Source organism: Paraglaciecola sp. G1-13 (assembly GCF_055809255.1).
The window spans coordinates 849,065-871,942 of sequence record NZ_CM147903.1 but is presented as its reverse complement, the minus strand read 5'-3'; the positions used below and the strand labels follow the sequence as shown (position 1 = coordinate 871,942).

Here is a 22,878-nt window from a genome sequence, read left to right as displayed (position 1 = left end):
ATCAAAAGCACTGCTGTTGGCTAAACGTGCTCGCTAAATGATCAAGCAATGCTCTAATGCGTGCCGGCAGATGCCGGTTTGATGCATACACTGCACTCAACGTCAGTTGGTTCGCTTCGAATTCCTCAAACAATATCTGCAAGCTCCCCTCTTTTACGTAAGGTTCAGTGACATAAATTGGCCCCATGCCTATGCCCAGCCCCTGCGCCGCCATCTGCGTAACAGCCCGAGGGGAGTTTGACGCAAACACCCCATGCACATTCACATTAAACGTCAGGCCATTTTCTTTGAATTTCCAATTTAGCGGATCCACTTGTGACTTTTGCAATAAGCAGTGGTGAGTGGCTAAGGCATTCGGATGACTTGGTGCACCTTTTTGCGCTAAATACTCGGGGGAAGCAAATACCACAACGCGCATATCCATCAACTTTTTGGCGATAAGAGTCGAGTCCTGTAGATCGCCAAAGCGAATTGCCACGTCTACCCCTTCGTCGATAATGGCCACCCGCTGATCTGACAAACTAAGCTCTACGCTGATATCAGGGTGTTGTTTTAAAAACGGCGCTAGGGCGTCCACCAACTTAGTGCTGCCAAATGCGGTGGGTGCCGTTAGTCTTATAGTACCTGAAAGTGCAGATTGACGATGTTGGATCACATCTTCTAATTCATCAAATTGCTCCAACAGGGGCACACATCGCTCGAAATAAGCCCGCCCGGTCTCAGTCAATGTGACACTACGAGTAGTACGATGAAACAACAAGGCATCGTGTTTTTTTTCCAACTGGCCAATATATTTGCTTGCCAATTTTGTGCTAATACCCAGCTGTTTTGCGCCACTTGTAAACGATTTTTGCCGCGCCACTGCAATAAAAGTCCGCATACCTTCTAGTGTGTCCATCGACTTCGCCCATTTGATATCTGAATTTTCACAATTTAATTGAGAACATATTGTACATAGTAATTCTACAAATCAACATATTGTTCACAGAAATGAGCGCGTCTATTATTTGTTCAACACGACGACACTGAACAGCTTTAGGTTCAGCGCTTTAATTAATCACCAGAGGACATCTTTATGGTCAATCCCATTAAAATTTATTCATTCCCGTTATCAGGCCACGCCCAACGCGTAGAGCTTTTCGCAAATATCGCCGGCATTGCCCACGAAGTGATCAATGTGGACTTAGCTGCTGGCGAGCACAAACAAGCCGCCTTTTTAACACTCAACCCAGCGGGTCAAGTTCCTGTGGTGCAAGATGGCGAAGCCGTTATTAGCGATTCAAATGCGATCTTGGTTTATTTGGCACGCAAGTACGCGCCTGACTACTTACCTACCGATGCGGTGCTCGAAGCGCAAGTACAACAGTTTTTGTCATTAGCCGCAGGTGAAATAGCGTTTGGCCCATGTAATGCCCGCTTAATTACCGTGTTTAATGCACCCCTTGATGCTGATTTTGCTATCGCCACGGCAAACAAAGTACTAGGGAAACTAGAAGCGCATTTAGAGGGCAGAGAATTTTTGGTCGGTGAGAGCCCGAGCATCGCTGACATCGCTATTTACACTTACACAGCGCATGCGCCAGAGGGCAATGTGTCCTTGGCCAATTTCCCAAATGTTCGTCGCTTTTTAGCAAATGTAGAAGCGCTAAATGGGTTTAAACCCATGACAACCACAAAGGCAGGTCTTGTTGCCTAACGTTTAGCGTTTTTTGTTTATCTTTTGGCTGGGTAGTGCATCCAGCCATATCACTTGAATGTAGCAAATTAAATTACCTGTACTGGAGTATTCATGAAACTTACCCACACTCATACCCCATTTCACAACGGTGAGCGTCAGTTACAAGCCAGTGTAGGTGCTCTTGAGCAGATGGACGACATTGGCCGTCGCGCAATCCGCGCATACATGCCAGAGCAGCATAGGCAGTTTTTCCAGCAACTGCCGTTTATGATCCTGGGCAGTACGACAAATGAAGGGCAACTTTGGGCGTCTATTTTGCCTGGAAAGCCAGGCTTCGTGCAGTCCCCCTTCCCTACAAAACTTACGGTAAATACGCCTATTCTAACAGGAGACCCACTAGCATCCGCCGTCAAGCAAGGGGCTCGCTTGGGTCTGCTTGGGTTGGAAATGCCTACGCGGCGACGCAACCGGGTAAATGCCACCGTTACTGGGGTTTCAAATCATCAGCTTGAATTAGACGTTGAGCAATCTTTTGGCAATTGCCCGCAATATATTCAAACCCGAGAAATTCAATTTGTCCGCTCACCAGATGCCCCTATTAAGGCACCTGTTATTGAGGAATTTACTGAACTGAGTGCCTCATTAACAGCTTTTATTGGTCAAGCAGATACGTTTTTTGTCGCCAGTTCGGCGGGGCAAAACCCTCAACACACAGTGAGTAATGGAGAACCTACGCGCAGTACTATGGGGGTTGATGTCTCGCACCGTGGTGGCATGCCTGGCTTTATAAAAGTACAAGGTAATACCTTGACGATCCCAGATTATGCAGGGAATAACTTTTTCAACACCTTAGGCAACTTTGTTATCAACCCCAAAGCAGGCTTACTCTTCGTCGATTTCACAACAGGCGATGTTTTTATGTTGACCGGTGAAGTCACACTGCTTGCTAGTGACTCCCCTTTGATCGAAGGCTTTCAAGGGGCACTACGCGGCTGGCAATTTACGTTAACCCGCGGCATAACCTTAAAAGCGGCCTTACCGTTTCGGGCAGCCTTTGAAAGCTACTCTCCTAACGCAAAAGCAACTGGCACCTGGGCACAAGCAGAAGCGATAATAAAAGCACAAGCACAACGTAACCAGTGGCGCCCATTTATCGTCACTAAAATAGAAGACGAAAGCAGTACAATTCGCTCATTCTACTTATGCCCAAGTGACAATGTACCTGTATTGCCCTTTTCCCCAGGCCAACATCTCACCTTGCGTATCAAACTGCCCAACACTGACAAATGGCTCGTGCGCAATTACACCGTATCCAGCGCCCCGACAGGCAATTATTATCGCATTTCGGTCAAGCGTGAATGCCATGGCCAGGTATCAAGCGCGCTACATGCCAACGTACGCGTGGGCAGTGAAATATACATAAAATCGCCGAGCGGACACTTTTTTATCGACAACAAACAACGGCGCCCTGCTGTTTTGATAGGGGCTGGCGTCGGTATAACCCCTATGTTATCTATGGCAAATGATGCCCTTGGTGAAGAGTTACGCAGTCGTTATGTTCGCCCGATGGCCGTAATTCAAGCGGCTAAAGATAGACACCAGCGGGGGTTCTACCAAGAGCTCACTGATATCGCTAATCGCAGTGCTGGGCGTATTCAGTATTACTCTGTGTTAAGTGATATTGACGCTGGCAAGCCGCCTAAACCAATGCCATCTATAGACTACACAACTCAAGGGCGGATAAACCACACCTTATTACTCGGCGTACTCAATACAATGGGCACTGCGAATAGCAACGATGCAACATCACTATTCGACAAAGACTTTTATCTTTGTGGCCCCCAAGGCTTTATGCAAAGCATATACGACGTATTAATTGAACTTGGCGTACAAGATAACGACATTCATGCTGAAGCGTTCGGACCATCATCTTTAGTGCGCCAAACAGTAGATCTCCGTGCTCGCGCGGAGCAAGAAGCTGAATCGGCTTTAATAATATTTGCCCAATCTGGTATTGAACAAAGCTGGAACAGGGGTGACAAGTCCCTACTTGAAGTTGCCGAAAGTAGCGGGCTAACGCCAGAATACAGTTGTCGCAATGGCCAATGCGGATCATGTGCAGCAAAGCTACTAAGTGGTAGCGTAACGTATCGCAATAACCCTAGTGCCCACGTCGACGAGTCAGAAATATTACTTTGTTGTGCTGTCCCCGCTAAAGATAGCCAAACCATCGCGCTGGCCTTGTAAATAAAGCAAAAAATTCAGTTTCAATAAAAACGTTTTTTAGTAAATAACCTGAGTTCTGGTTAAATAGTTCCATCATGGAATATTAATCGACCTAAAGAGGATGTAAACATGAGTACACGCCCACCGTTACCCCCGTTCAATGAGCAAAGCGCCATGGAAAAAGTTCGTTTAGCTGAAGATGGCTGGAACAGCCGAAACCCTGAAAAGGTATCACTGGCGTATACAGCCGATACCAAATGGCGCAATCGCAGCACCTTTGTGAACAACCGCGAAGAAGCTGCCGCTTTTTTAAAAGCAAAATGGGATAAAGAACTAGAATATCGCCTCATTAAAGAATTGTGGGCCTACACAGAAAACCGTATTGCTGTGCGTTATGCCTACGAGTGGCACGACGACAGTGGCAACTGGTTCCGATCGTATGGTAATGAAAACTGGGAGTTTGACGAAAATGGCTTAATGCAAAATCGTTTCGCTTGCATCAACGACTTACCCATCAAAGAATCAGAGCGTAAATTCCACTGGCCGCAAGGTCGCCGCCCTGATGATCACCCAAACTTATCTGAACTTGGGCTATAACTTAAAAAGTAAACATAGCTAGCGCTAATCTACAACTTAGCGCTACTCGAGTGCTTCTCACTACGCGTACTGCTTCCTTTACAGTGTAAAGGACTACTTACAAATATCAGTTTTGTGGGCTGCCAAATGGGTGATTATTACCCATTTGCGTTTTAGCCACACTAGGCTCGTTTTCATTTCCTCATACAAAACATAATAACAACAATAGGTTAACAAAAAATATTTTTTTCCTGTCGCACTATTCCAACCGGGGAGAGGTCCTATTTATCTAATTCCCCCTCGTTTTTGACTTTGTCTATGGAACGGAATAGCCTACATAAAATAGTAACATTTGTTACCAAATTAATGTGAGGACGTGAAGATGACAGATCTGTTTGAAAATCCGATGGGACTTGATGGTTTCGAGTTCGTTGAATTTACCGCACCGGAAAAAGGCATATTAGAGCCTGCGTTTTTAGCTATGGGGTTCACCTTAGTCGCTAAGCATAAGTCTAAAAGTGTCGAACTTTGGAGACAAGGTGACATTAACTTGATCACCAATTATGAAAAGAACAGTCATGCATATCACTATGCAAAAGAACACGGGCCTTCAGCTTGCGGGCTAGCGTTTCGCGTTAAAAACGCTCAATTTGCTTATTCTGAAGCGATTAGAAAAGGGGCTCAAGCGGTAGACATTCCCACAGCACCAATGGAGCTACGTTTACCAGCAATAAAAGGTATTGGCGGCGCCACCCTTTATTTAATTGACCGTTATGCGCAAGGTCAGACGATCTATGACATCGATTTTAACTGGCTTGAGGGCGTAGACCGAAACCCAGAAGGGTGCGGTTTCCACACTCTTGACCATCTTACCCACAATGTTTATCGCGGCAGAATGGATCATTGGGCCCGATACTATGAAGACCTATTTAATTTTCGTGAAATCCGCTATTTCGACATCAAAGGCGAATACACAGGTTTATTATCAAAAGCGATGACCGCACCAGATGGAAAAATTCGTATTCCATTAAATGAGGAAGCTGCCGGAGGCGGAGGTCAAATTGAAGAGTTTTTGATGCAATACAATGGCGAAGGCATACAGCACATCGCATTTTCGTGTGACGATTTATATAGCTGCTGGGATCGGTTAAAAAAGTCAGGGGTTAAATTCATGACCGCCCCCCCAGAAACCTACTACGAAATGCTAGCTGAACGCTTACCTGGTCATGGTGAGCCTGTTGATGAATTGCAATCAAGAGGTATTCTGTTAGATGGCACAACTCAAAACGGCGATCCTAGGCTCTTATTGCAGATATTCTCAGAAACTACCCTTGGCCCAGTCTTTTTCGAATTCATTCAACGTAAACAAGATGACGGGTTTGGTGAAGGTAATTTCAAAGCATTATTTGAATCCATAGAGCGCGATCAACTCGAACGCGGCGTGTTGGCAAACAGCTAATCACATCGGTTAAGAAGCAGCTCTGTGTTATGACAAAGCAAGTCAAATGATTTACTAAGAGGAAGGTATACATATGGTAAAGGTAGCAGGAGTTCATCATGTCGCTTATCGATGTATAGACGCAAAAGAGACGGCTCAATGGTACAAAGACATACTGGGCATGAACTTGGTATTGTCCATTGCGGAAAACGAAGTTCCGTCTACGAAAGAGCCCGATCCGTACATGCATATTTTTCTAAACGCCGGTAATGAAAATGTTTTAGCATTCTTCGAGATCCCTAACTCACCTGACATGGGGCGAGACGAAAATACGCCAATTTGGGTCCAGCACCTTGCTCTAAAAGTAGCCAGTGTTGACGAATTGCTCGCAGCCAAAGTGCATATTGAAAGCCAGGGTGTTGAAGTGTTAGGGCCGATAGATCATACAATTTTCAAATCCATTTACTTCTTTGATCCTAACGGTCATCGTATGGAGCTTGCCGCTAATACGGGTACGCCAGAACAATACAAAATGTTAAACAGCGTGGCCCAATTAATGGTTGATGAATGGTCAGAAACCAAAGTCGCACCCAATCATGCCGCATGGCTTCATGAAGCTAAATAACGTTGGCTAGCAAGTGTGCGAAATACTGATTTAGTCGTTAAACCTGATCTAATGGATATATTCTTATGACCTTATTAAACGAAACCCATGATATTAAATTGACCAGCTGGGTAAGCTCGGCTAACCGAGACGGTGACTTTCCTATTCAGAATTTGCCTTTTGCCACGTTTCGCCGAAAAAATAGCAACGAACGCGTTCGAGGCGGTGTCGCTATTGGTAAATACGTCATTGATATGGCGGCACTCGCTCAAGCAAGCAATTTTACCGGCCTTGCACTAAAAGCAGCTAAAGCCGCCGCCCAAACGAGCTTGAACGAATTAATGGACATGGGTAAAGAAGCGAACTCCGCTTTGCGCCTAGCGCTGTCTCGCGCACTTCGCACCGAGGCCCGTGAACAAGAATGGTTGCGCGACTGCTTAATTTTACAAAGCGATATCGAGTATGCAATGCCTTGCACAATCGGTGATTACACTGATTTTTATACTTCAATTCACCATGCTACTGCGGTTGGTTCGCTTTTTCGCCCAGACAACCCCTTGCTACCAAACTACAAATGGGTACCGATTGGCTATCACGGCAGATCTTCCACCATTGATATTTCAGGGCAAGCGTTTCCGCGTCCTGTTGGCCAAATCAAAGCGCCTGATGCAGAAGCCCCCGTATTAGCGCCCTGTAAACGACTTGATTATGAAGTAGAGATGGGTATTTTCGTCGGCCAAAGCACCACCTTGGGCGAGCGAATCGATATCACGTGCGCAGAAGATCACATTTTCGGTTTATGCTTATTCAACGACTGGTCAGCACGCGATATTCAAGCCTGGGAATACCAACCACTAGGGCCTTTTCTCGCCAAAAACTTTGCATCTACCATTTCCCCATGGATTGTCACCATAGAGGCATTAGCCCCCTACCGAACCCAATTTGAACGCCCTGAAAGCGATCCGCAACCACTGCCGTACTTAAGCAGTAGCGAAAACGACAAGCAAGGGGGATTAAACATTCATTTAGAGTGCCTGATTCAAACTGAAAAAATGCGTAACAACGACGAAGATCCTTACAAGATAAGTGATAGTAATTTTAAGTACTCTTATTGGACGATTGCTCAGCTTGTTGCTCATCACAGTGTAAACGGCTGCACCATGAGAGCTGGAGACCTACTTGGGTCAGGTACACAGTCAGGGCCTGAGCATGATCAGGCAGGCTCAATGCTAGAGCTATCTAGGGGCGGTAAGGAAGCATTCAAGCTGGGCAATGGGGAAAAGCGTACGTTTTTAGAAGACGGCGACAGCGTAATCATGCGTGGCTATTGCCAGAAAGACGGCGCAGCCCGTATCGGCTTTGGTGAAGTACAAGGCACTGTGCTGCCGGCAAGTCTTTAAGGTTTTGTAGCATCAGTGTGATATTAAAGCTGTCTTGTCAAAAACGAGTACTTGTGCGGTAAAGTAGCCCGAAATAGCATAAGGTAATGTTATGAACGTAACGTTGCCTTTTCATAACATTTCGCATCACGTTCGTGTAAATAGGTAAATAATAAACTTGTCATAACATGGCGGCTGTTGGCCGAAACGTATTAATCGTCAGCCCTTGCACCAAAGCAATTTGGTCTATAACCAGCAGCCAATTTAGCCATAACGTGCAGATGTTTAGCAGTGGAGATGTGGCATATCAGGTGGTAATGTGAAGTCCCTACATGACTAATCTGTATTTTTAAATGCCCAAAGATGACGACATATTATTAGATTTAAATCAGTTTTTTCCGTATCAGCTGTCGATATTGGCGCAGCAAGTCACTGAATTTATAGCTAAAATATATGAAAAACACGGCTTAACGAGAACCGACTGGCGCGTGCTCGCTGCGGTTGGCTTTCATGGTGAAATATCCGCTCGAGACATATGCAAGTTCACACGATTAGAAAAGATGCCAGTGAGTCGTGCTATTGCAAAACTGATTCGAGCAGGCTTATTGCTACAACATCCGGGCTCCTTGGACCGGCGCACAAACGTGCTTAACCTAACGTCTGAGGGAGCGAAGGTGCATCAACACATTATTCCTTTGGTGAAGGCCCAGGAAGAACGTTTACTCGAGGGATTATCCACACAAGAGCGAGAACAATTGAAAGCGCTAACAGTCAAGCTAGGCCAACAATTAGAAGTGGCCACTAAATAAATATTGTCAAAACAGCTTACGCGTATCGACTAGTCTGCACCAGTCAACCCAAGTCTAGCGCTCAGTGAACTCAACTACACAACATCGTGAACCAATGCAGAACGTAGCACCTCACCTACCAGCTCTTTTACTAATCTAGTCGTATCAGAGACCTCTAAATCATTGGCATAACACAGCACGATATCACGCTCTATACGGTAACCCTGTAATGGATGCAGGCGTAAGCTTGGCCGCCGTGTAAACAACTCAGCGAAAGATGATGGCAGCACCACGATACACTGCCCAGATAGCACCAGATCAATCATGATCTCAGTATTGTTGGTGTAGCCATAGTGGGAAATATTGAGGTCGTGTTTCTGTGCTAACCAATCAATGATGCCTGATATGCCATGATCTTCTGAAAACAAACACAGCGGCGCCGTTTCGAGAATTTCAACCGGCAACTCTTGCAAAATAACTTGTTCTTGGCCGCCGGAGGTTGTTGCGCTATCCACATCACTTGGCAAGCAGATTAAGAACCGCTCAACGGCAATTTCTTCCACCAAAGAAGAGCCGAGGCTCAAGTTCTCAGCACGATGCACTACAGTGCGATCGCTCGTACTTAACTCGATAGCTGAACTGGTAATATAAAAATCGAGCTCAGCTGCCACGACAGACTGCTGTAGCGCTGTGCCACCTAAAGCTTGAATGGATGGTATTAGCTTGGGAAATCGATGCTTTAAACTCATCATCAAATTCGCCCCAATGGAGTTGGCAAGGCTATTAGCACAGCCTATGGTAAACGATCCTGACACGTGCTTTGAACTCGATTTGAGTTCTGCCACCGCATGTGAAAAATACTTAAGAATAGATTTTGCATGCACCAAAAACTGTTCACCGGCCTCAGTGACCTGCATTCCTTTTGGTGTTCGGACAAATAAATCAGCCCCCAAAATGTGTTCTAGCTGCTGTAACTGCGTGCTTAACGCAGGTTGCGCCGTATAAAGCAACTTAGCAGCTTTAGTAATACTGCCCGCTTCCGCAACCGCAACTACCGTGCGCAAATGCTTAAATTCTATGCCCGTGCGTGAATATTTTAAGTCCATAACACTCTGTACTAAACGACTTGAGGAAGGTCATTGTATATGGCTAAGTTAACATTACAAACCGTAAAGCATAGCTTTTGGCTACAGCCTACAAAGACATGCAATGGGGTACTTCGCGCTTTGCAAATACAGTCAGAAAAATTGTATTTCAGCTTTATGAACAAACTAGCGCGAGTCTCTTACAACAGGTGTACGCCTTGCAAAGCAAGGCTACCCTCTGTCATTTCCATCAACATACCCAAACTCAAATTAATTCCAAGGGATTTCAATATCGAATAATGGCGCATGTTGCTGTGCACCATACACATCAGAATCTCCTACACTGCCTGAAGAAACAGGCCTGGGAAAAGACACTTTAATCGCCTCTGCGGGATCAAATTCGATGATGGAAATATCCTCCTCATCGATACGGTAAAGCTGCGAAATAAGACGCTTATTGATAAGCCCCGTGCTTTTCGCTTTCAAGTAATCCTCTTTGCCGTAGAAAAAAATATCAAGGGTAAGATAAAACGGACCCGCATTTTTACTTCTGAGAAACTTGGCCAACTGACCAAGTGTTTTAGTTTCTGTCATAGCAAGTGAACTCCTAATCGTTACAGGTCTGAGATAGTTATAGGGAATTGGCTCACACCTTCATCCACGTTGAGGAGATGATATATATTGAACTCATACACTTCCCCCATGTTGAAATTCGATGGTGAATACAGAAACGCTAAGTTACCAGAAATCTGTTTTCGCCCTTCATAGGGGTAATGAAGGAGTATTTTGTGAAAAAAGGAACACACGGCATAGGCAATTTCCTGAGTCGTTGCCACGGCTTCACCTACCAAACCGATTTCGTGACCTACAAAGTCAACATTAGGCTCACGATCCCTCATGACGGCGTTTTTGCCATAGGTATGGAATATTAATTGGTAGTCTTCATCAATCTTATAAGGGAGCTGTTTAACCATTTCATTTTTGGCTTGCTCGATGATGCTATCCACAGATTTAATGAAAATAGGATCTTTGATGCCCGCAATAAACACCGCTCTGTGGCCTACTTTCTTAGCGCCTTCTAACTTCAACGTATACTGCTTCGCAGGGATAAATTTAGTCTTTGCAATACGCACTGTACGATCTGTTTCTTGCACAAATGTCGTTTCAGATAAATCGATCATGCCACCAGGAAACACCAACTGTACTGGGTTAGTGTTTTCATAAAAGGTATGTGCAGCAACCGACTTAACCGTCGCTTTTCTGTTTTTATTGAGCGGCTCTATGGTAAATGAATCATCTCTAACGGTCGCCAAAATGGCATCTGCGCCAGCGGCAGGCTCTGCGGCCATGGCCCCACACTCTAAAATTTGCCCCATGTGATATGCTAATCCAGGATCAAATCCTTTATAGATTGGCAGAGCAGCGAAAATGGCTGGATCATAAGCTCGTCCGGCGATAATAACGTCTGCGCCCAATTTCAACGCTTCAATCAAAGGTTCAACTCCCATTTGAGCAACAATGTGCTCAGACTTGTCAATCTCTTGGGCGCTTAGTTCTGTTCTATCTTCAAAGCGTTGAATTTTATCTTCGGTGACACATTTCTTGAGAAAATCCTTTTCGAAATCAGCCTCAATTTTAGCTAATTTAAAGTGGTAGTTATTCTCTTCTGCGATCTCCTCAATAATACGAATTGTCTCATTGAGCACCGAGAGGCACCCCGGTCCACCAGCGGAGCCAATTATTAAAGGAATATTAAGTCTTTGCTGGGCTTCAAGGTAGATTTCTAAATCCTTCCTCTGAGGCCCCCAGCCGAGAATAGTTTGTCCCGTTCCAAGATAATACGGACCAGGATCCGTTGAGCCTGCATCAACGCCAATGGCATCGGGCATTCTCCTCAATCCTTCTTCGAAAGATTCAGTTGGGCATCCAAAACCTAAAGCTGCTGAAGGACACAGTATTTTAATTTCTTTCATTTTAAATCCAATTAAATCAAGTGAATAGTTTAAAAAAGTAGCTGGCAAGAACCAACATGAGAGCTCCGCCGATACGAGAAGATATTTGCGCATAGGGGTATAAACTTAAACGTCGTGCAGCACTTAACACCTGTAAATCACCTGCTCCACCGGCGTTTGCCATACAAAGTCCCCCGGCAAGGGCCCCCTCGATCGGATAACACTTAACAAAGTGGGCAACGACTCCCGCGCCAATTGCGGCGCCCAAAACGATGGAAACAATGATAAAAAGACTTCCGGGGTCAAAGAGTTGAGCAATCACCTCAAAGTCTGCAGACAACCCAAAGGCTGCCAAAATGGTGACCAAAAAAGCTTTAATGCACCATTGTGATAACAAAAGCAGCGCAGTTTTCATCGAGTCACTGACGACGCCAGTCAGGTTCATCACAACAGCAATCACAGTGACCCAAGCAAATAAGTGCATCAGTCCTACTGTCGCCGAAAGCACGACGCCAACAAGCAACAAACTGACAACCAAGACTGTCGCTGCATGAGTATTTACGTCTGTCGGCTGTGCCGACTTGAGTTCATCATCAACATCTTCTTGTCCCTTTACTAACTGCCCCTTCCCACTTAGAAAAGTTAACTTATTACCCAGCATATTGAGTGATGATGCTGTGATAATCGCGACGATATTACCTAGCGTCAGTACGCCGATTGCATAATTGAAGTAATCTGCGGCGCTGTTCCCTGTCGCTTCGGCATACACTTCAGACATAGGAATAGCACCGGCGCCTGTTCCACCTCCCATAATCGGTAAAAAGTACATTATCAATACGCGCTCTGTAGGCACACCTGCCATCATTCCGGCAAGAACCCCGAATATGGCAGCAAGCGACAACCCACCTAAAATGATAGGGGCGTAAGACATCAAAGCCGCTTTTAATACCTCTGTCTTAACACTGATAATGCTGCTGATAAGTAATGCAGCGAGAACAAAGTACAAAAAACGGTTTTCAATAATGAAAGATTGGACATACTCAATATCTCCCGTATTAATGGCTCCTGAGTTAGCCGTTAGTGCCGCACCGAAATAAGCGACCACTAGCCCGCCACCCAATACCGATTTCAACAGCTTCACCCGTTCTCCCAGTGCATAAAAAAACAAACCTATCGTCCATAACACTGCAAACGCGCCCACCACACCAACCGTTTTCAACTCGTCAAGTTGAAGTATCGCCACTGACGTTATCGCTATCAGTACAAAGAGCCCCATCGGTATACCTTGAAGGTCAAACGATTTACTCGTATCGAAAAGTGTATTCATCACAGTTCTCTTGTTGTTTGACGTTTCCACGTCAGCGCGCTTTGTTTGCATATTCTTCTCTCAAAAAACAGGTTTATAGACCCGTAGTGTAACAGTGAGCTGAATCGAACTTTTTTGAACATCCAACACAAACAGACTTAGCGACAGAGCCGCTTGATGTAGGCTCGCCCCGCACCATAATGCTCAAGGCGCTGGCTAATCCAAGCGCCTGCGGGTCATTGAGATCAAAACTCAACACGCGCCCCAATACGTATAGTTCGTCCAATTGTGTCGTATAAAGCGCCATTGGTAGGTAGATCTAATGGTGACGTACCTTGAAGCGAAACAACCACCGGAGGGTCTCGATCGAATACGTTATCGACTACAGCGAATACCTTTAAGGTGCCCGAGGATAAATCGAATTTCTGGGAGATATTCAAATCGAGATAAGTGCGTGACGGCACGTCGTTGCCCTGCAAGTAATTACTGGCAAAGTCGCTCTCTACTTTAGCTTCACCAATGAAGCGCAATGTGGCGCCAATATTTGTTCCGCCATGTGTTTCATAACCAATGTTGCCAATTCCGCGCCAATCTGGGGCACCTGAATCAGCTCCACCAGCATTGTTGCCAACCTCTCCCTTGCGACTAACAAAGTTGAGCGTTCCTGGTACGCCTATAGAAAGCTTGGTAACGTGGGTAGCGAAAGCGCGCATTTTTAACTCGCCCTCCCCTAGCTCCATGGTGTAAGCGAATTCCATGTCAACGCCGGTCATTTGCTCGGCTTGAAAGTTAAATGGTAGTTTCGATATCTGGGTGACAAGACCGTCACTATTGCGCGCGACATAGGCGCAGTATTCTGTTTGGCCTTCAAAGCAATTGTCGAGAATATTTTGCGATGAAATATCGCCAATCGCATCGTTTATATCTATATCGAAATAATCTACAGACATGCTAAAACCTGGCAACCAATCTGGGGCATATGAACCTCCCACAGTCAAAGTGTCAGCTTCTTCGGGGCGAAGATCTGGGTTACCGCCTGAACGCTCTAAATACTGGGTAGATTCACCGTCTCTGAATGGGTCATTCACTGCTGAGGCTCTAACGAGTCCCCCACTGAATAAATCGTTGATGTTTGGCGCACGAATATCGCTAGAACGTGTTACGCGAAAACGAAGCTCATCAATAGGAGAGTAGATAACCCCTGCCTTCCACGTTCTAACTGAGCCACTATTGCTATAATCGGTCCAGCGAATAGCAGAGTTGATGTCTATTGTTCCGTAGTCCATATCATCCAGAACCGGTAAGCCAAGTTCTAAATATCCCTCTTTGACATTTACCTTGCCTGAGAAGGGTTTGAAATTCCCCACAAAAAATTCATTGTTGATAGATTGCTCATCAGCATCCCCTGAGCCGGACTCTTTGCGATAATCAGCGCCAAAAGCCGCAGTCAGCGGCCCAGCCCAAAGATCTGCAACAACACCCGTCATGCTCGCTGACCAAACGTGTTGCTTTAATTTTTGGTTAGACACGGCAGTGCCAGTAAGGTAGGCCTTTACATCATCAGCAACAGGTTGATTGCCAAATACATTGTAAGGTAAACAACCATTGCCTGAATCGCTTAGCGATGATCGGCATACAACGTTACCAGCATCATCGGTAACGGCATCAGCAGCCAAAATAAAACGCGATACGATTGGGTTATTTTGGGCACGAACATTAATATCGACATCCCCATACTGATAATAAGCGCTCCACGACCAATCACCGCTTAGTTCGCCGTCAACTCCCACAAGGTAACGTTGAATTTCCCTTTCACCAACCGGTTCAGCCACACCAAGGTTCACACCTAATTTGCCGAGTACGAAAGTACTTTCACCGGCATCGCTTAGTCTTTGCGCAGTCACAGCGTCAAGATACGGGTTATCATTCTGCACCACTTGATTTGCAAAGCGGAATAACGGTAACGTTTCTTGGCGAACGGTGGATTTGCCGTAAGACGCTTCACCATAAATGGTCGTGTTTTCAGTCAGATCGTAAGTGGCGTGCATAAAACCGCTGTATCGCTCTAACGGTGCAATAAGTTGTTGCAACGCAATAGGGTTATAGGCGTCTGGGCTGACTGCGATAAACCCGTTTCCCGTGGGCGCGCCGAAATCGAAGGGAACAGGGTTACCATTGTCGTCAAATTGCGTACCACGCAGAGGAGTGTTGATGATTAAGCCCCCTGGTGTTGCTAGGCCCAATCCACTGTCTACAATAATGCGCTCATGCTCTGCGCCACCTTGGGTGTAATTTGGATTCGGGACAATACTTTTGCTTTTAGCCCAGTCTCGTTCTCTCGCAAAAGCGGCCTTGTTTTCAGCGTATTCAATGTTACCTACTACGTGACCTCGACCGTTGGCAAAACTGGTCCCTCCAGCAATTGAGCCGGACTTACTCTCTGCATCACCTTCAGATGAACTGCCGCCTTGAATATGGGCTTTTACACCTGTGTATTTTGTATCAAGTACTAAGTTTACGACGCCAGCTACTGCGTCAGCCCCATATGCTGCAGAAGCCCCTCCGGTTACGATATCTACGCGTTTAACCAATGCACTTGGCAACAGACTTAAATCAACGGAGCCCGTAGGTACCCCAGGAACAACGCGGCGACCGTCAAGTAAAACCAGTGTTCGGTTTGTTCCAAGGTTACGCAGATTCAGTAAATTTGCGCCTTGTAAACCTGAGCTAGACGTAAAACCAATAGAACGGGGCGTGCTTGAGTTTTGTAATTGTGGCAAATCATTAATAAAGTCTGCGATATTGGTTTTGCCACCAGCTTCAATTTCATCACTTGAAAGAACTGTGACGGGAGTTGGAGCCATGGACCCATCTTGACGCAATCGTGAACCTGTTATGACAACCTGTTCAATATCAGATGCGTCTGCTTGCTTTTCTTGCTTGGTCAATTCACTTGTTTCTTGCTGGGCATGTGTGAATGACGGAAAACATGACAGAAGCACTATTCCTGGTACTAAACTACTAAACATATTATTTTTAAGGCGGAACTGCTTATGGACGCTCATATTTCTTCCTCTTTAAAGAATATTCCGTGGTTAGTCGAATCCAACATTTCTCTACACATAGTGGAGACTCCGTATATCGGTGATCTGTCACAAGCGATGCATCTCATGACGTTTGTTAGCATTTATTAAATTGAGAAGCATAATGCGTGCTTTAAGATGCTTTTCACTGTACGTCATGCGTTGTTCTTAATTTTAATCTTCGCTCAGCAACGATTGTTACAATGACGTTAAGTGGATGTTAAGAAACTAAGGATGCTATTGCTAATATCAAATATCGATGCGCTATCGATTAAACTTATGGCTCAATTTATACACGTTAAGGTGCGGGTAAATTACCGCTTAAAAAAACACTGAAATTTGCTCACAGGGCCTGTTGTATAAGGATTCAACCTTTACTTTCTTTCTAAAAACAGTCTGTAGGTACGTGAATTAAATACGCTAAAATGGAAGAAGCTAAGCACGCTCTAACGCACTTAGCTGAGAGTAAAATCAGGGTACATATTGCATATGTGTTTACTATTTTGGAGCGCCTATAAAGTCTTTCGCCGTAGGAACCCACACACGATTGTATTTCTTCACACCGCTATAATTATAGAATTGCGTCTCATCGTCTGGGTCTAACCTTTTGCCTAAAGCATTAAGAGAATCAGGTGATGTACTGGGCCACTCCCCTGTTTTAATCCGCTGCTCAACGGTATCAATAGCCGCAGCAACCTCCGCCACGCTATAGGTACAATGCCCCGCTCGATTAACATAAGCGCTGCGAAACAACTCTGAATAACCGTTTTCAGCCACTAAAGATTCATACCCTTTGACCATGCTCGGGTACACTAACAAATCACCATTATCATGCAGACGTAACAAAGGTACTTTTGGCTTTCCTACATGTGTTCGCCCCGGAGCGCTCCACCAACGTATCGCTTCGGGATCGGCCGCGACTCTAGTAGATGAATTCACCTGATTAAGCTCATCAATTAAATTCAATCCAGCTTTTTCATAAAGCGCTTCAACGGCCTTTTGATAAGATGGATTACCATTTTTGAAGAACGCTCGATAATCGATACCGGTATTCCAGCGTAGCTGCCCCGGTGCCGCGCGTTCGAGCATAGTGTGACCAAAAGTACGCTCAGAAGGCAGCACCAAAGATACGGTTTGATACATACTTTCTTGCAACGCATCCACATCGTTAACGTCGGGTTCCGGCATACTGGCTTGCGCATTTAGACCAAACGTCCCCCCCCAACCAGGCCATTGACCGATAGTGACGGCCAGCGCAATACGTGCCCGACCTTCAGGCGTTTTTTGGGCGTTTTCTATGGCTTCACGCCAAGCTGCACCAATTTCTTTGATCTCATCCCCATGCAATGGAAGGTTCACTATGGGCAACTCTGGAGCGATCAAAGATTTCAAAACAAAGAAACCATCAAGTGAAGAATTCGTAAACCAAGGACTCGTTGGCGCACCAGCTGAAATAGCACCATCGATACGATCTGGATGAATTTCAGCCATGCCTGTTGCCACATTACCACCGCCAGAACAACCGTACTGAATTGTCCGTTGTGGTTTACCAAATTTTTCTGCGAAAATGTCCAGTACTGAGACCAAATCATGTATCTCATGAGCAGGATCGTAATGTTCAAGTCGCTCAGGACGACGCAGCGTTCCCGAAAAAGCATAACCTCGCTCAAGTAGCTTCAGATACTTCGGTGATTCGGCCGCGTGATAATAATCAAGATCACTTATCAAAGTGCCGTTCCAATTTTCAGGTACCCGAATACGATACTCTGTCCCTCTGATTGCAATGGTGTCTTTGATGTCTATGTATTTTAATTTTGACGGCGTCATGCTGGTTGACTCTGGAGCTTGTGGAAAATTCCAATAATGTGCAGGCTCTTTTTGTTCTTCGGCTCGAGCCGATACCGTAAGGCTTACTCCAAGAGAAACGACAACAGCCCCGAGCAACTGCAACATTGAGCACCTATGACCCCGACAGCTCACTTGATAACCAGTTATCTTCGAAAGTTGTGAATACAGATAAGTGGTACGCATAGGTATTGATCCGATCATTTTCATTTTAATACTATCCTCGAGAATTCAACTTTTAAACGAGTTGAATATACAACCCCAAATTTGTCATCGTTGCTTTGCCTGATGTGACAGCCCACGTGATTAGTTATATCAGTGCCCTGATCTCATAATCAAAAAGACAAAATAATAATCACAGCCGGGGTCAAAACCCCAACCTCATTTAACAATAAATAAATATTAATTTAACAACCAATAGCAATATTTAATACCGCATTAGAATTTCCTATTTGCTAACTCCCCCTGCAACAAGCATCTTTTGAAACACATTAAACCTCCCCTCTAGGCGAGGCGACACAATGAATTTTGCCTGCTAAATGCAGCCTTCAATACCTTTGCAAAGCCACTACCAACGAGTCTGAGCAACGCTTGGAAGTGATTGAATGTTACAAATATTGAAACAGCCCCGTTGCGAATAACGCAGGTAGGCTGATTAAAGTGCAAAACCAGTTTTATGGGTATGGCCTACCCCAAGACAACCAGTAAAAGTGAGTCTTAAACAGCCGAAACAGCGCGCTACCCCTCAAACCCAGAGGAACTCAGGTACGTTTTAACAATAAAAACTTTGTAGTAGTCCTATCGAGAGGAATAAAAATGAATCACTATATCAATACGTATTTACGTGATGCGGTTAATGATGAAGATGCCCAAGAACTAGCTGAGTGGTGCGAGGCACTGCAAGCGCTAGTCGCTCACGCTGGCCCTGAACGCACACGCACAATACTGGATGTGATCACAAAAATTGCTCGCGACCCAGGTATCGGCTGGCAACCCGTACACGGCACTCCCTATGTGAATACCGTCACCGTAGATCAACAGCCTGCCTACCCAGGTGATCTCGCTATCGAAGAAAAACTAGTATCGATTATGCGCTGGAACGCCCTTGCAATGGTGATACGCGCCAACAAGGCTTATGGTGAATTAGGCGGTCACATTTCCAGCTATGCCAGCGCCGCTGATTTATTCGAAGTTGGATTCAATCACTTTTTCCATGCTGATGGCGATGACATCAATGGTGATTTAGTCTTTTACCAGCCGCACTCCGCGCCGGGCGTTTATGCCCGTGCATTTTTAGAAGGGCGCCTGAGCGAAAATGATTTACTCCATTATCGCCAAGAAGTCACTGCGTCGACCGCTGGCGCGCAAGGTCTATGCAGTTACCCGCATCCATGGTTAATGCCAGATTTTTGGCAGTTTCCTACTGGTTCAATGGGGCTAGGGCCTATCAGTTCCATTTATCAAGCCCGCTTTATGCGTTATTTGCAGCACCGCGGTTTGAAGGATAATTCTCAGCGCAAAGTATGGGGGGTGTTCGGCGACGGGGAAATGGATGAGCCAGAGAGCATGTCTGCGCTAACCATGGCGGCGCGTGAGGGATTAGATAACCTCGTATGGGTAATCAATTGCAACCTACAAAGGTTAGACGGCCCAGTTAGAGGCAATAGCCGTATCATCGATGAACTAGAAGCACTGTTTAGTGGCGCAGGTTGGAACACCGTCAAACTAGTTTGGGGCTCTGACTGGGATGGACTATTCGCCCGAGATACTCAAGGTGCGTTAGTACGCGCATTTGCTGATACCGTTGATGGTCAATTTCAGACATTTGCCGCCAAAGACGGGCGCTTTAATCGAGACAGCTTTTTTGGCCAAAACGAGGCCCTGAAAAACCTTGTTCAAGGACTTACAGATGAACAGATCGACCAACTCAAACGCGGCGGGCACGATCTGGTAAAAATTTACGCTGCTTATCACGCTGCAGCCCAGCACAAAGGTCGTCCCACTGTCATTCTTGCCCAAACCAAAAAAGGCTTCGGTATGGGCGAAGCTGGACAAGGAAAAATGACAACGCACCAACAGAAAAAATTAGATAAAGACGCCCTTCTCGATTTCCGTGACCGTTTTCAACTCCCTCTCGATGATGAGCAAGCTGCATCCCTTTCATTCTATAGGCCTGATGAAGACAGCGAAGAGATGCGTTACTTACGGAAAAAGCGTGAAAATTTAGGGGGGTACATGCCAAAACGTGCTAATCACGCTGACGTGGTTGAGGTACCTGATTTATCTAAATTCGGTGGCTTTGCCCTAAACGCCGACAACAAAGAAATGTCTACCACGATGGCCTTTGTGCGCATGATGACGAATTTGCTTAAAGACAAAAAGTTGGGCCCAAGAGTGGTACCAATAGTCGCTGATGAAGCCCGCACGTTCGGCATGGCGAATCTATTTAAACAGGTCGGTATCTATTCCCGCGTGGGTCAAAGCTACGAGCCTGAAGACATAGGCTCAATCCTCAGTTACCGAGAAGCATTGGACGGCCAGATACTGGAAGAAGGTATCAACGAAGCCGGGGCCATCAGTTCATGGACTGCGGCGGCCACCAGCTACTCAGCCCATGGCGTCAGCATGTTGCCATTTTACATCTACTACTCCATGTTTGGCTTTCAACGAATAGGAGACCTGATTTGGGCAGCCGCCGATCAGCGCGCGCGTGGCTTTCTATTGGGCGCAACCGCCGGTAAAACAACACTAAGTGGTGAGGGGTTACAACATCAAGACGGCCACAGCCATCTCATTGCTTCAACCGTTCCCAATTGCCGCGCCTACGATCCCGCATTTGCTTGTGAGCTCGCAGTGATCATCGATCATGGCGCAAGGCGCATGTTAGAAGAGCAACAAGACGAGTTTTACTACATCACTGTAATGAACGAAAACTACGCGCAACCTTCGATCCCTGAAGGCGTTGAGAGCCATATTATTAAAGGTATGTACCATTACGACACCAGCCATGTGAATAAAGCAGTTGCAAAAGTGCGCCTGCTTGGTTCAGGCACTATTTTGCTCGAGGCTATCGCAGCAGCTGAAATTTTAGCGAATGACTGGAATATTGAATCTGAAATTTGGAGTGTTACTAGTTATACCGAATTAGCCAGAGATGCTCGAGAAATAGAGCGTCATAACAGGTTACATCCCAATTCAGCGCAACACTCGAGCCACTTAACAAGCTGTTTGGGAGGGAGTGATCCTGTTATTGCCGTTTCCGATTATGTACGTGCCGTACCGCAACTAATCGCATCTTACCTTCAACCTCGCTTTACGGTGCTAGGCACAGATGGTTTTGGCCGCAGCGACACACGAACAGCTTTGCGTGATTTCTTCGAAATCGACCGCTATCACGTGTGTCTTGCGGCGCTGACCTCTTTAGCTGACCAAGGTGCTATCGAACGAGATATTTGTCGCCAAGCGATTGAGCGCTACGGTATAAATTCAGACGCAATAGCGTCATGGGAGTGCTGATAATGAATGCACCAGTAAAACATATTTCGCAAGAAGTTCTAGTACCCGATATTGGTGGCGGCACAGACGTTGAAATCATAGAAATATCAGTCGAAGTGGGTTACAACATCGAGGTAAATGACGCGCTGATAATACTTGAAACCGACAAGGCAACGATGGAGGTTCCCTCGCCGATCGCTGGAATCATCACGCGTATATTTGTTGCCCAAGGAGACAGAGTCAGTGAAGGAAGTGTTATTCTTGAAATTGAGGCTGCTCCAGAAGCCCCCATTCAAACGGATAACGCAGAAGGCAATACCGAAGCTAGCATCGAGGAAGAATTACGTTCCGAGGAAGTTGGCACTGAAGAAGTAAGTGCTAATAAAGACGATTCGCCAAGGTCAGTTGCGCCTCGCAGCAACGAATCCACCAAGGACGTTCATTTTCATACTTCTGCGTCAACTGCGAATGCCATGGGGATAAGCGCGGTAGATAGAGATAGCATCGCATACGCCTCCCCTTCCGTGAGGAAACTAGCACATCAATTAGACATCAACCTCAATAACGTCACCGGGAGTGGCCCCAAAGGTCGCATTACTAAAGAAGACACCCACGCCTATGTGAAATCGTTAATGCAAGAGGATCGCAACAGTGGTGATACACAAATTGCTGCTGAAGGTCCGCTGAAAGATATGTTGGCATGGCCCCAAGTCGATTTTGCTAAGTTTGGTCCCATTCAACGCCAACCGATTTCTCGGATCCGCAAAATAAGCGCCGCAAATTTACATCGCAATTGGGTCAGTATTCCTCATGTGACTAATCATGAAGATGCAGATATAACTGACCTTGACGCATTTCGCGTTGAGCTCAATCAGCAACAGGAAAAATCAGGGATAAAGGTCACCATGGTTGCCCTTTTGATAAAGGTTGTCACCGCTGCCTTGAAAAAATTCCCTGAATTTAACGCCAGTCTCGACGGTGATGACATCATATTGAAAGATTATTTTCATATTGGCTTTGCAGCTGATACGCCAAACGGTCTCGTCGTACCGGTACTGCGAGATGCCGATAAGAAAGGGATTTTACAGGTCGCCAAAGAAGTGAGTGAACTGGCGGCAAAAGCCAGAGACAGTAAGCTAAGCGCTAATGATATGAGTGGTGGATGTATCTCTATATCTTCATTAGGAGGAATAGGCGGTACGTATTTCACCCCTATTATTAACGCGCCTGAAGTAGCTATTTTAGGAGTAGCAAAGGCGCGAACTGAACTCAAGTGGAACGGCAAAGAAGCGATACCAAGATTGATCCTTCCCATGAGTCTAAGTTGGGATCATAGAGCCTTAGACGGTGCTCAAGCTGGACGTTTCAATGCCTATATAGCTTCTCTGCTTGCTGACATCAGGCGAATAATGCTCTAACTTGC

16 protein-coding genes are annotated in these 22,878 nt (G+C 45.8%); 9 read left to right on the top strand and 7 right to left on the bottom strand.

Annotation, left to right across the window (positions count from 1 at the left end; all coding sequences use genetic code 11):
- Position 1: 1 nt before the first annotated feature.
- A complete protein-coding gene (locus AC0L6N_RS03560; RefSeq protein WP_473478924.1) occupies positions 2-898 on the bottom strand; it encodes a LysR family transcriptional regulator in 897 nt (298 codons plus the stop codon).
- Positions 899-1,075: 177 nt separating this feature from the next.
- Here AC0L6N_RS03560 and AC0L6N_RS03555 point away from each other — a divergent pair, with 177 nt between their 5' ends.
- From AC0L6N_RS03555 to AC0L6N_RS03525, 7 genes are all read left to right on the top strand, one after another.
- On the top strand, positions 1,076-1,696 hold the full coding sequence (locus AC0L6N_RS03555; RefSeq protein ID WP_473478921.1) for a glutathione S-transferase family protein: 621 nt from the start codon (positions 1,076-1,078) through the stop codon (positions 1,694-1,696).
- A 93-nt stretch (positions 1,697-1,789) separates the two neighbouring features.
- Positions 1,790-3,925 carry a 2Fe-2S iron-sulfur cluster-binding protein gene (locus AC0L6N_RS03550; protein ID WP_473478918.1) on the top strand — a complete coding sequence of 712 codons (2,136 nt, stop codon included), beginning with the start codon at positions 1,790-1,792 and terminating at the stop codon, positions 3,923-3,925.
- A 108-nt stretch (positions 3,926-4,033) separates the two neighbouring features.
- Entirely contained in the window at positions 4,034-4,501 is a 468-nt protein-coding gene (locus tag AC0L6N_RS03545) for a nuclear transport factor 2 family protein (RefSeq protein WP_473478916.1), read from the top strand.
- 361 nt (positions 4,502-4,862) lie between these two features.
- The gene (hppD, locus tag AC0L6N_RS03540; RefSeq protein WP_473478914.1) at positions 4,863-5,939 is read left to right on the top strand and encodes a 4-hydroxyphenylpyruvate dioxygenase; all 1,077 of its coding nucleotides are present in this window, start codon (positions 4,863-4,865) and stop codon (positions 5,937-5,939) included.
- Between the two features lie 73 nt (positions 5,940-6,012).
- Positions 6,013-6,543: a VOC family protein gene (locus tag AC0L6N_RS03535; protein WP_473478912.1), complete on the top strand. Its 531-nt coding sequence runs from the start codon at positions 6,013-6,015 to the stop codon at positions 6,541-6,543.
- Positions 6,544-6,608: 65 nt separating this feature from the next.
- On the top strand, positions 6,609-7,922 hold the full coding sequence (gene fahA / locus AC0L6N_RS03530) for a fumarylacetoacetase (RefSeq protein ID WP_473478910.1): 1,314 nt from the start codon (positions 6,609-6,611) through the stop codon (positions 7,920-7,922).
- 332 nt (positions 7,923-8,254) lie between these two features.
- Positions 8,255-8,710 carry a MarR family winged helix-turn-helix transcriptional regulator gene (locus AC0L6N_RS03525; protein WP_011573983.1) on the top strand — a complete coding sequence of 152 codons (456 nt, stop codon included), beginning with the start codon at positions 8,255-8,257 and terminating at the stop codon, positions 8,708-8,710.
- 74 nt (positions 8,711-8,784) lie between these two features.
- On the opposite strand, the gene AC0L6N_RS03520 is transcribed toward AC0L6N_RS03525, so the two are convergent.
- The 6 genes from AC0L6N_RS03520 to AC0L6N_RS03495 all read right to left on the bottom strand — a co-directional run bounded on the left by AC0L6N_RS03520 (position 8,785) and on the right by AC0L6N_RS03495 (position 18,068).
- Positions 8,785-9,795, bottom strand: a complete 1,011-nt coding sequence (locus AC0L6N_RS03520; RefSeq protein WP_011573982.1) for a LysR family transcriptional regulator — start codon at positions 9,793-9,795, stop codon at positions 8,785-8,787.
- Between the two features lie 249 nt (positions 9,796-10,044).
- Complete coding sequence (locus tag AC0L6N_RS03515; RefSeq protein ID WP_473478908.1) at positions 10,045-10,368, bottom strand: DUF4387 domain-containing protein; 324 nt, start codon at positions 10,366-10,368, stop codon at positions 10,045-10,047.
- Positions 10,369-10,388: 20 nt separating this feature from the next.
- On the bottom strand, positions 10,389-11,747 hold the full coding sequence (locus tag AC0L6N_RS03510) for an acyclic terpene utilization AtuA family protein (protein WP_473478905.1): 1,359 nt from the start codon (positions 11,745-11,747) through the stop codon (positions 10,389-10,391).
- Between the two features lie 16 nt (positions 11,748-11,763).
- Positions 11,764-13,053 carry a 2-hydroxycarboxylate transporter family protein gene (locus tag AC0L6N_RS03505; RefSeq protein ID WP_473478903.1) on the bottom strand — a complete coding sequence of 430 codons (1,290 nt, stop codon included), beginning with the start codon at positions 13,051-13,053 and terminating at the stop codon, positions 11,764-11,766.
- A gap of 224 nt (positions 13,054-13,277) precedes the next feature.
- A complete protein-coding gene (locus AC0L6N_RS03500; protein ID WP_473478901.1) occupies positions 13,278-16,097 on the bottom strand; it encodes a TonB-dependent receptor domain-containing protein in 2,820 nt (939 codons plus the stop codon).
- A gap of 516 nt (positions 16,098-16,613) precedes the next feature.
- Positions 16,614-18,068 (bottom strand): alpha/beta fold hydrolase, encoded by a 1,455-nt coding sequence (locus AC0L6N_RS03495; RefSeq protein WP_473478899.1) that lies wholly within the window; start codon positions 18,066-18,068, stop codon positions 16,614-16,616.
- Between the two features lie 708 nt (positions 18,069-18,776).
- Between AC0L6N_RS03495 and mdeB the strand changes: the two genes are divergently transcribed.
- Together mdeB and AC0L6N_RS03485 are read left to right on the top strand one after the other, a co-directional pair.
- A complete protein-coding gene (gene mdeB / locus AC0L6N_RS03490; protein WP_473478898.1) occupies positions 18,777-21,476 on the top strand; it encodes an alpha-ketoglutarate dehydrogenase in 2,700 nt (899 codons plus the stop codon).
- A 2-nt stretch (positions 21,477-21,478) separates the two neighbouring features.
- Positions 21,479-22,873, top strand: coding sequence for a dihydrolipoyllysine-residue acetyltransferase (locus AC0L6N_RS03485; protein ID WP_473478895.1), 1,395 nt, complete (start codon positions 21,479-21,481; stop codon positions 22,871-22,873).
- Positions 22,874-22,878 lie beyond the last annotated feature (5 nt).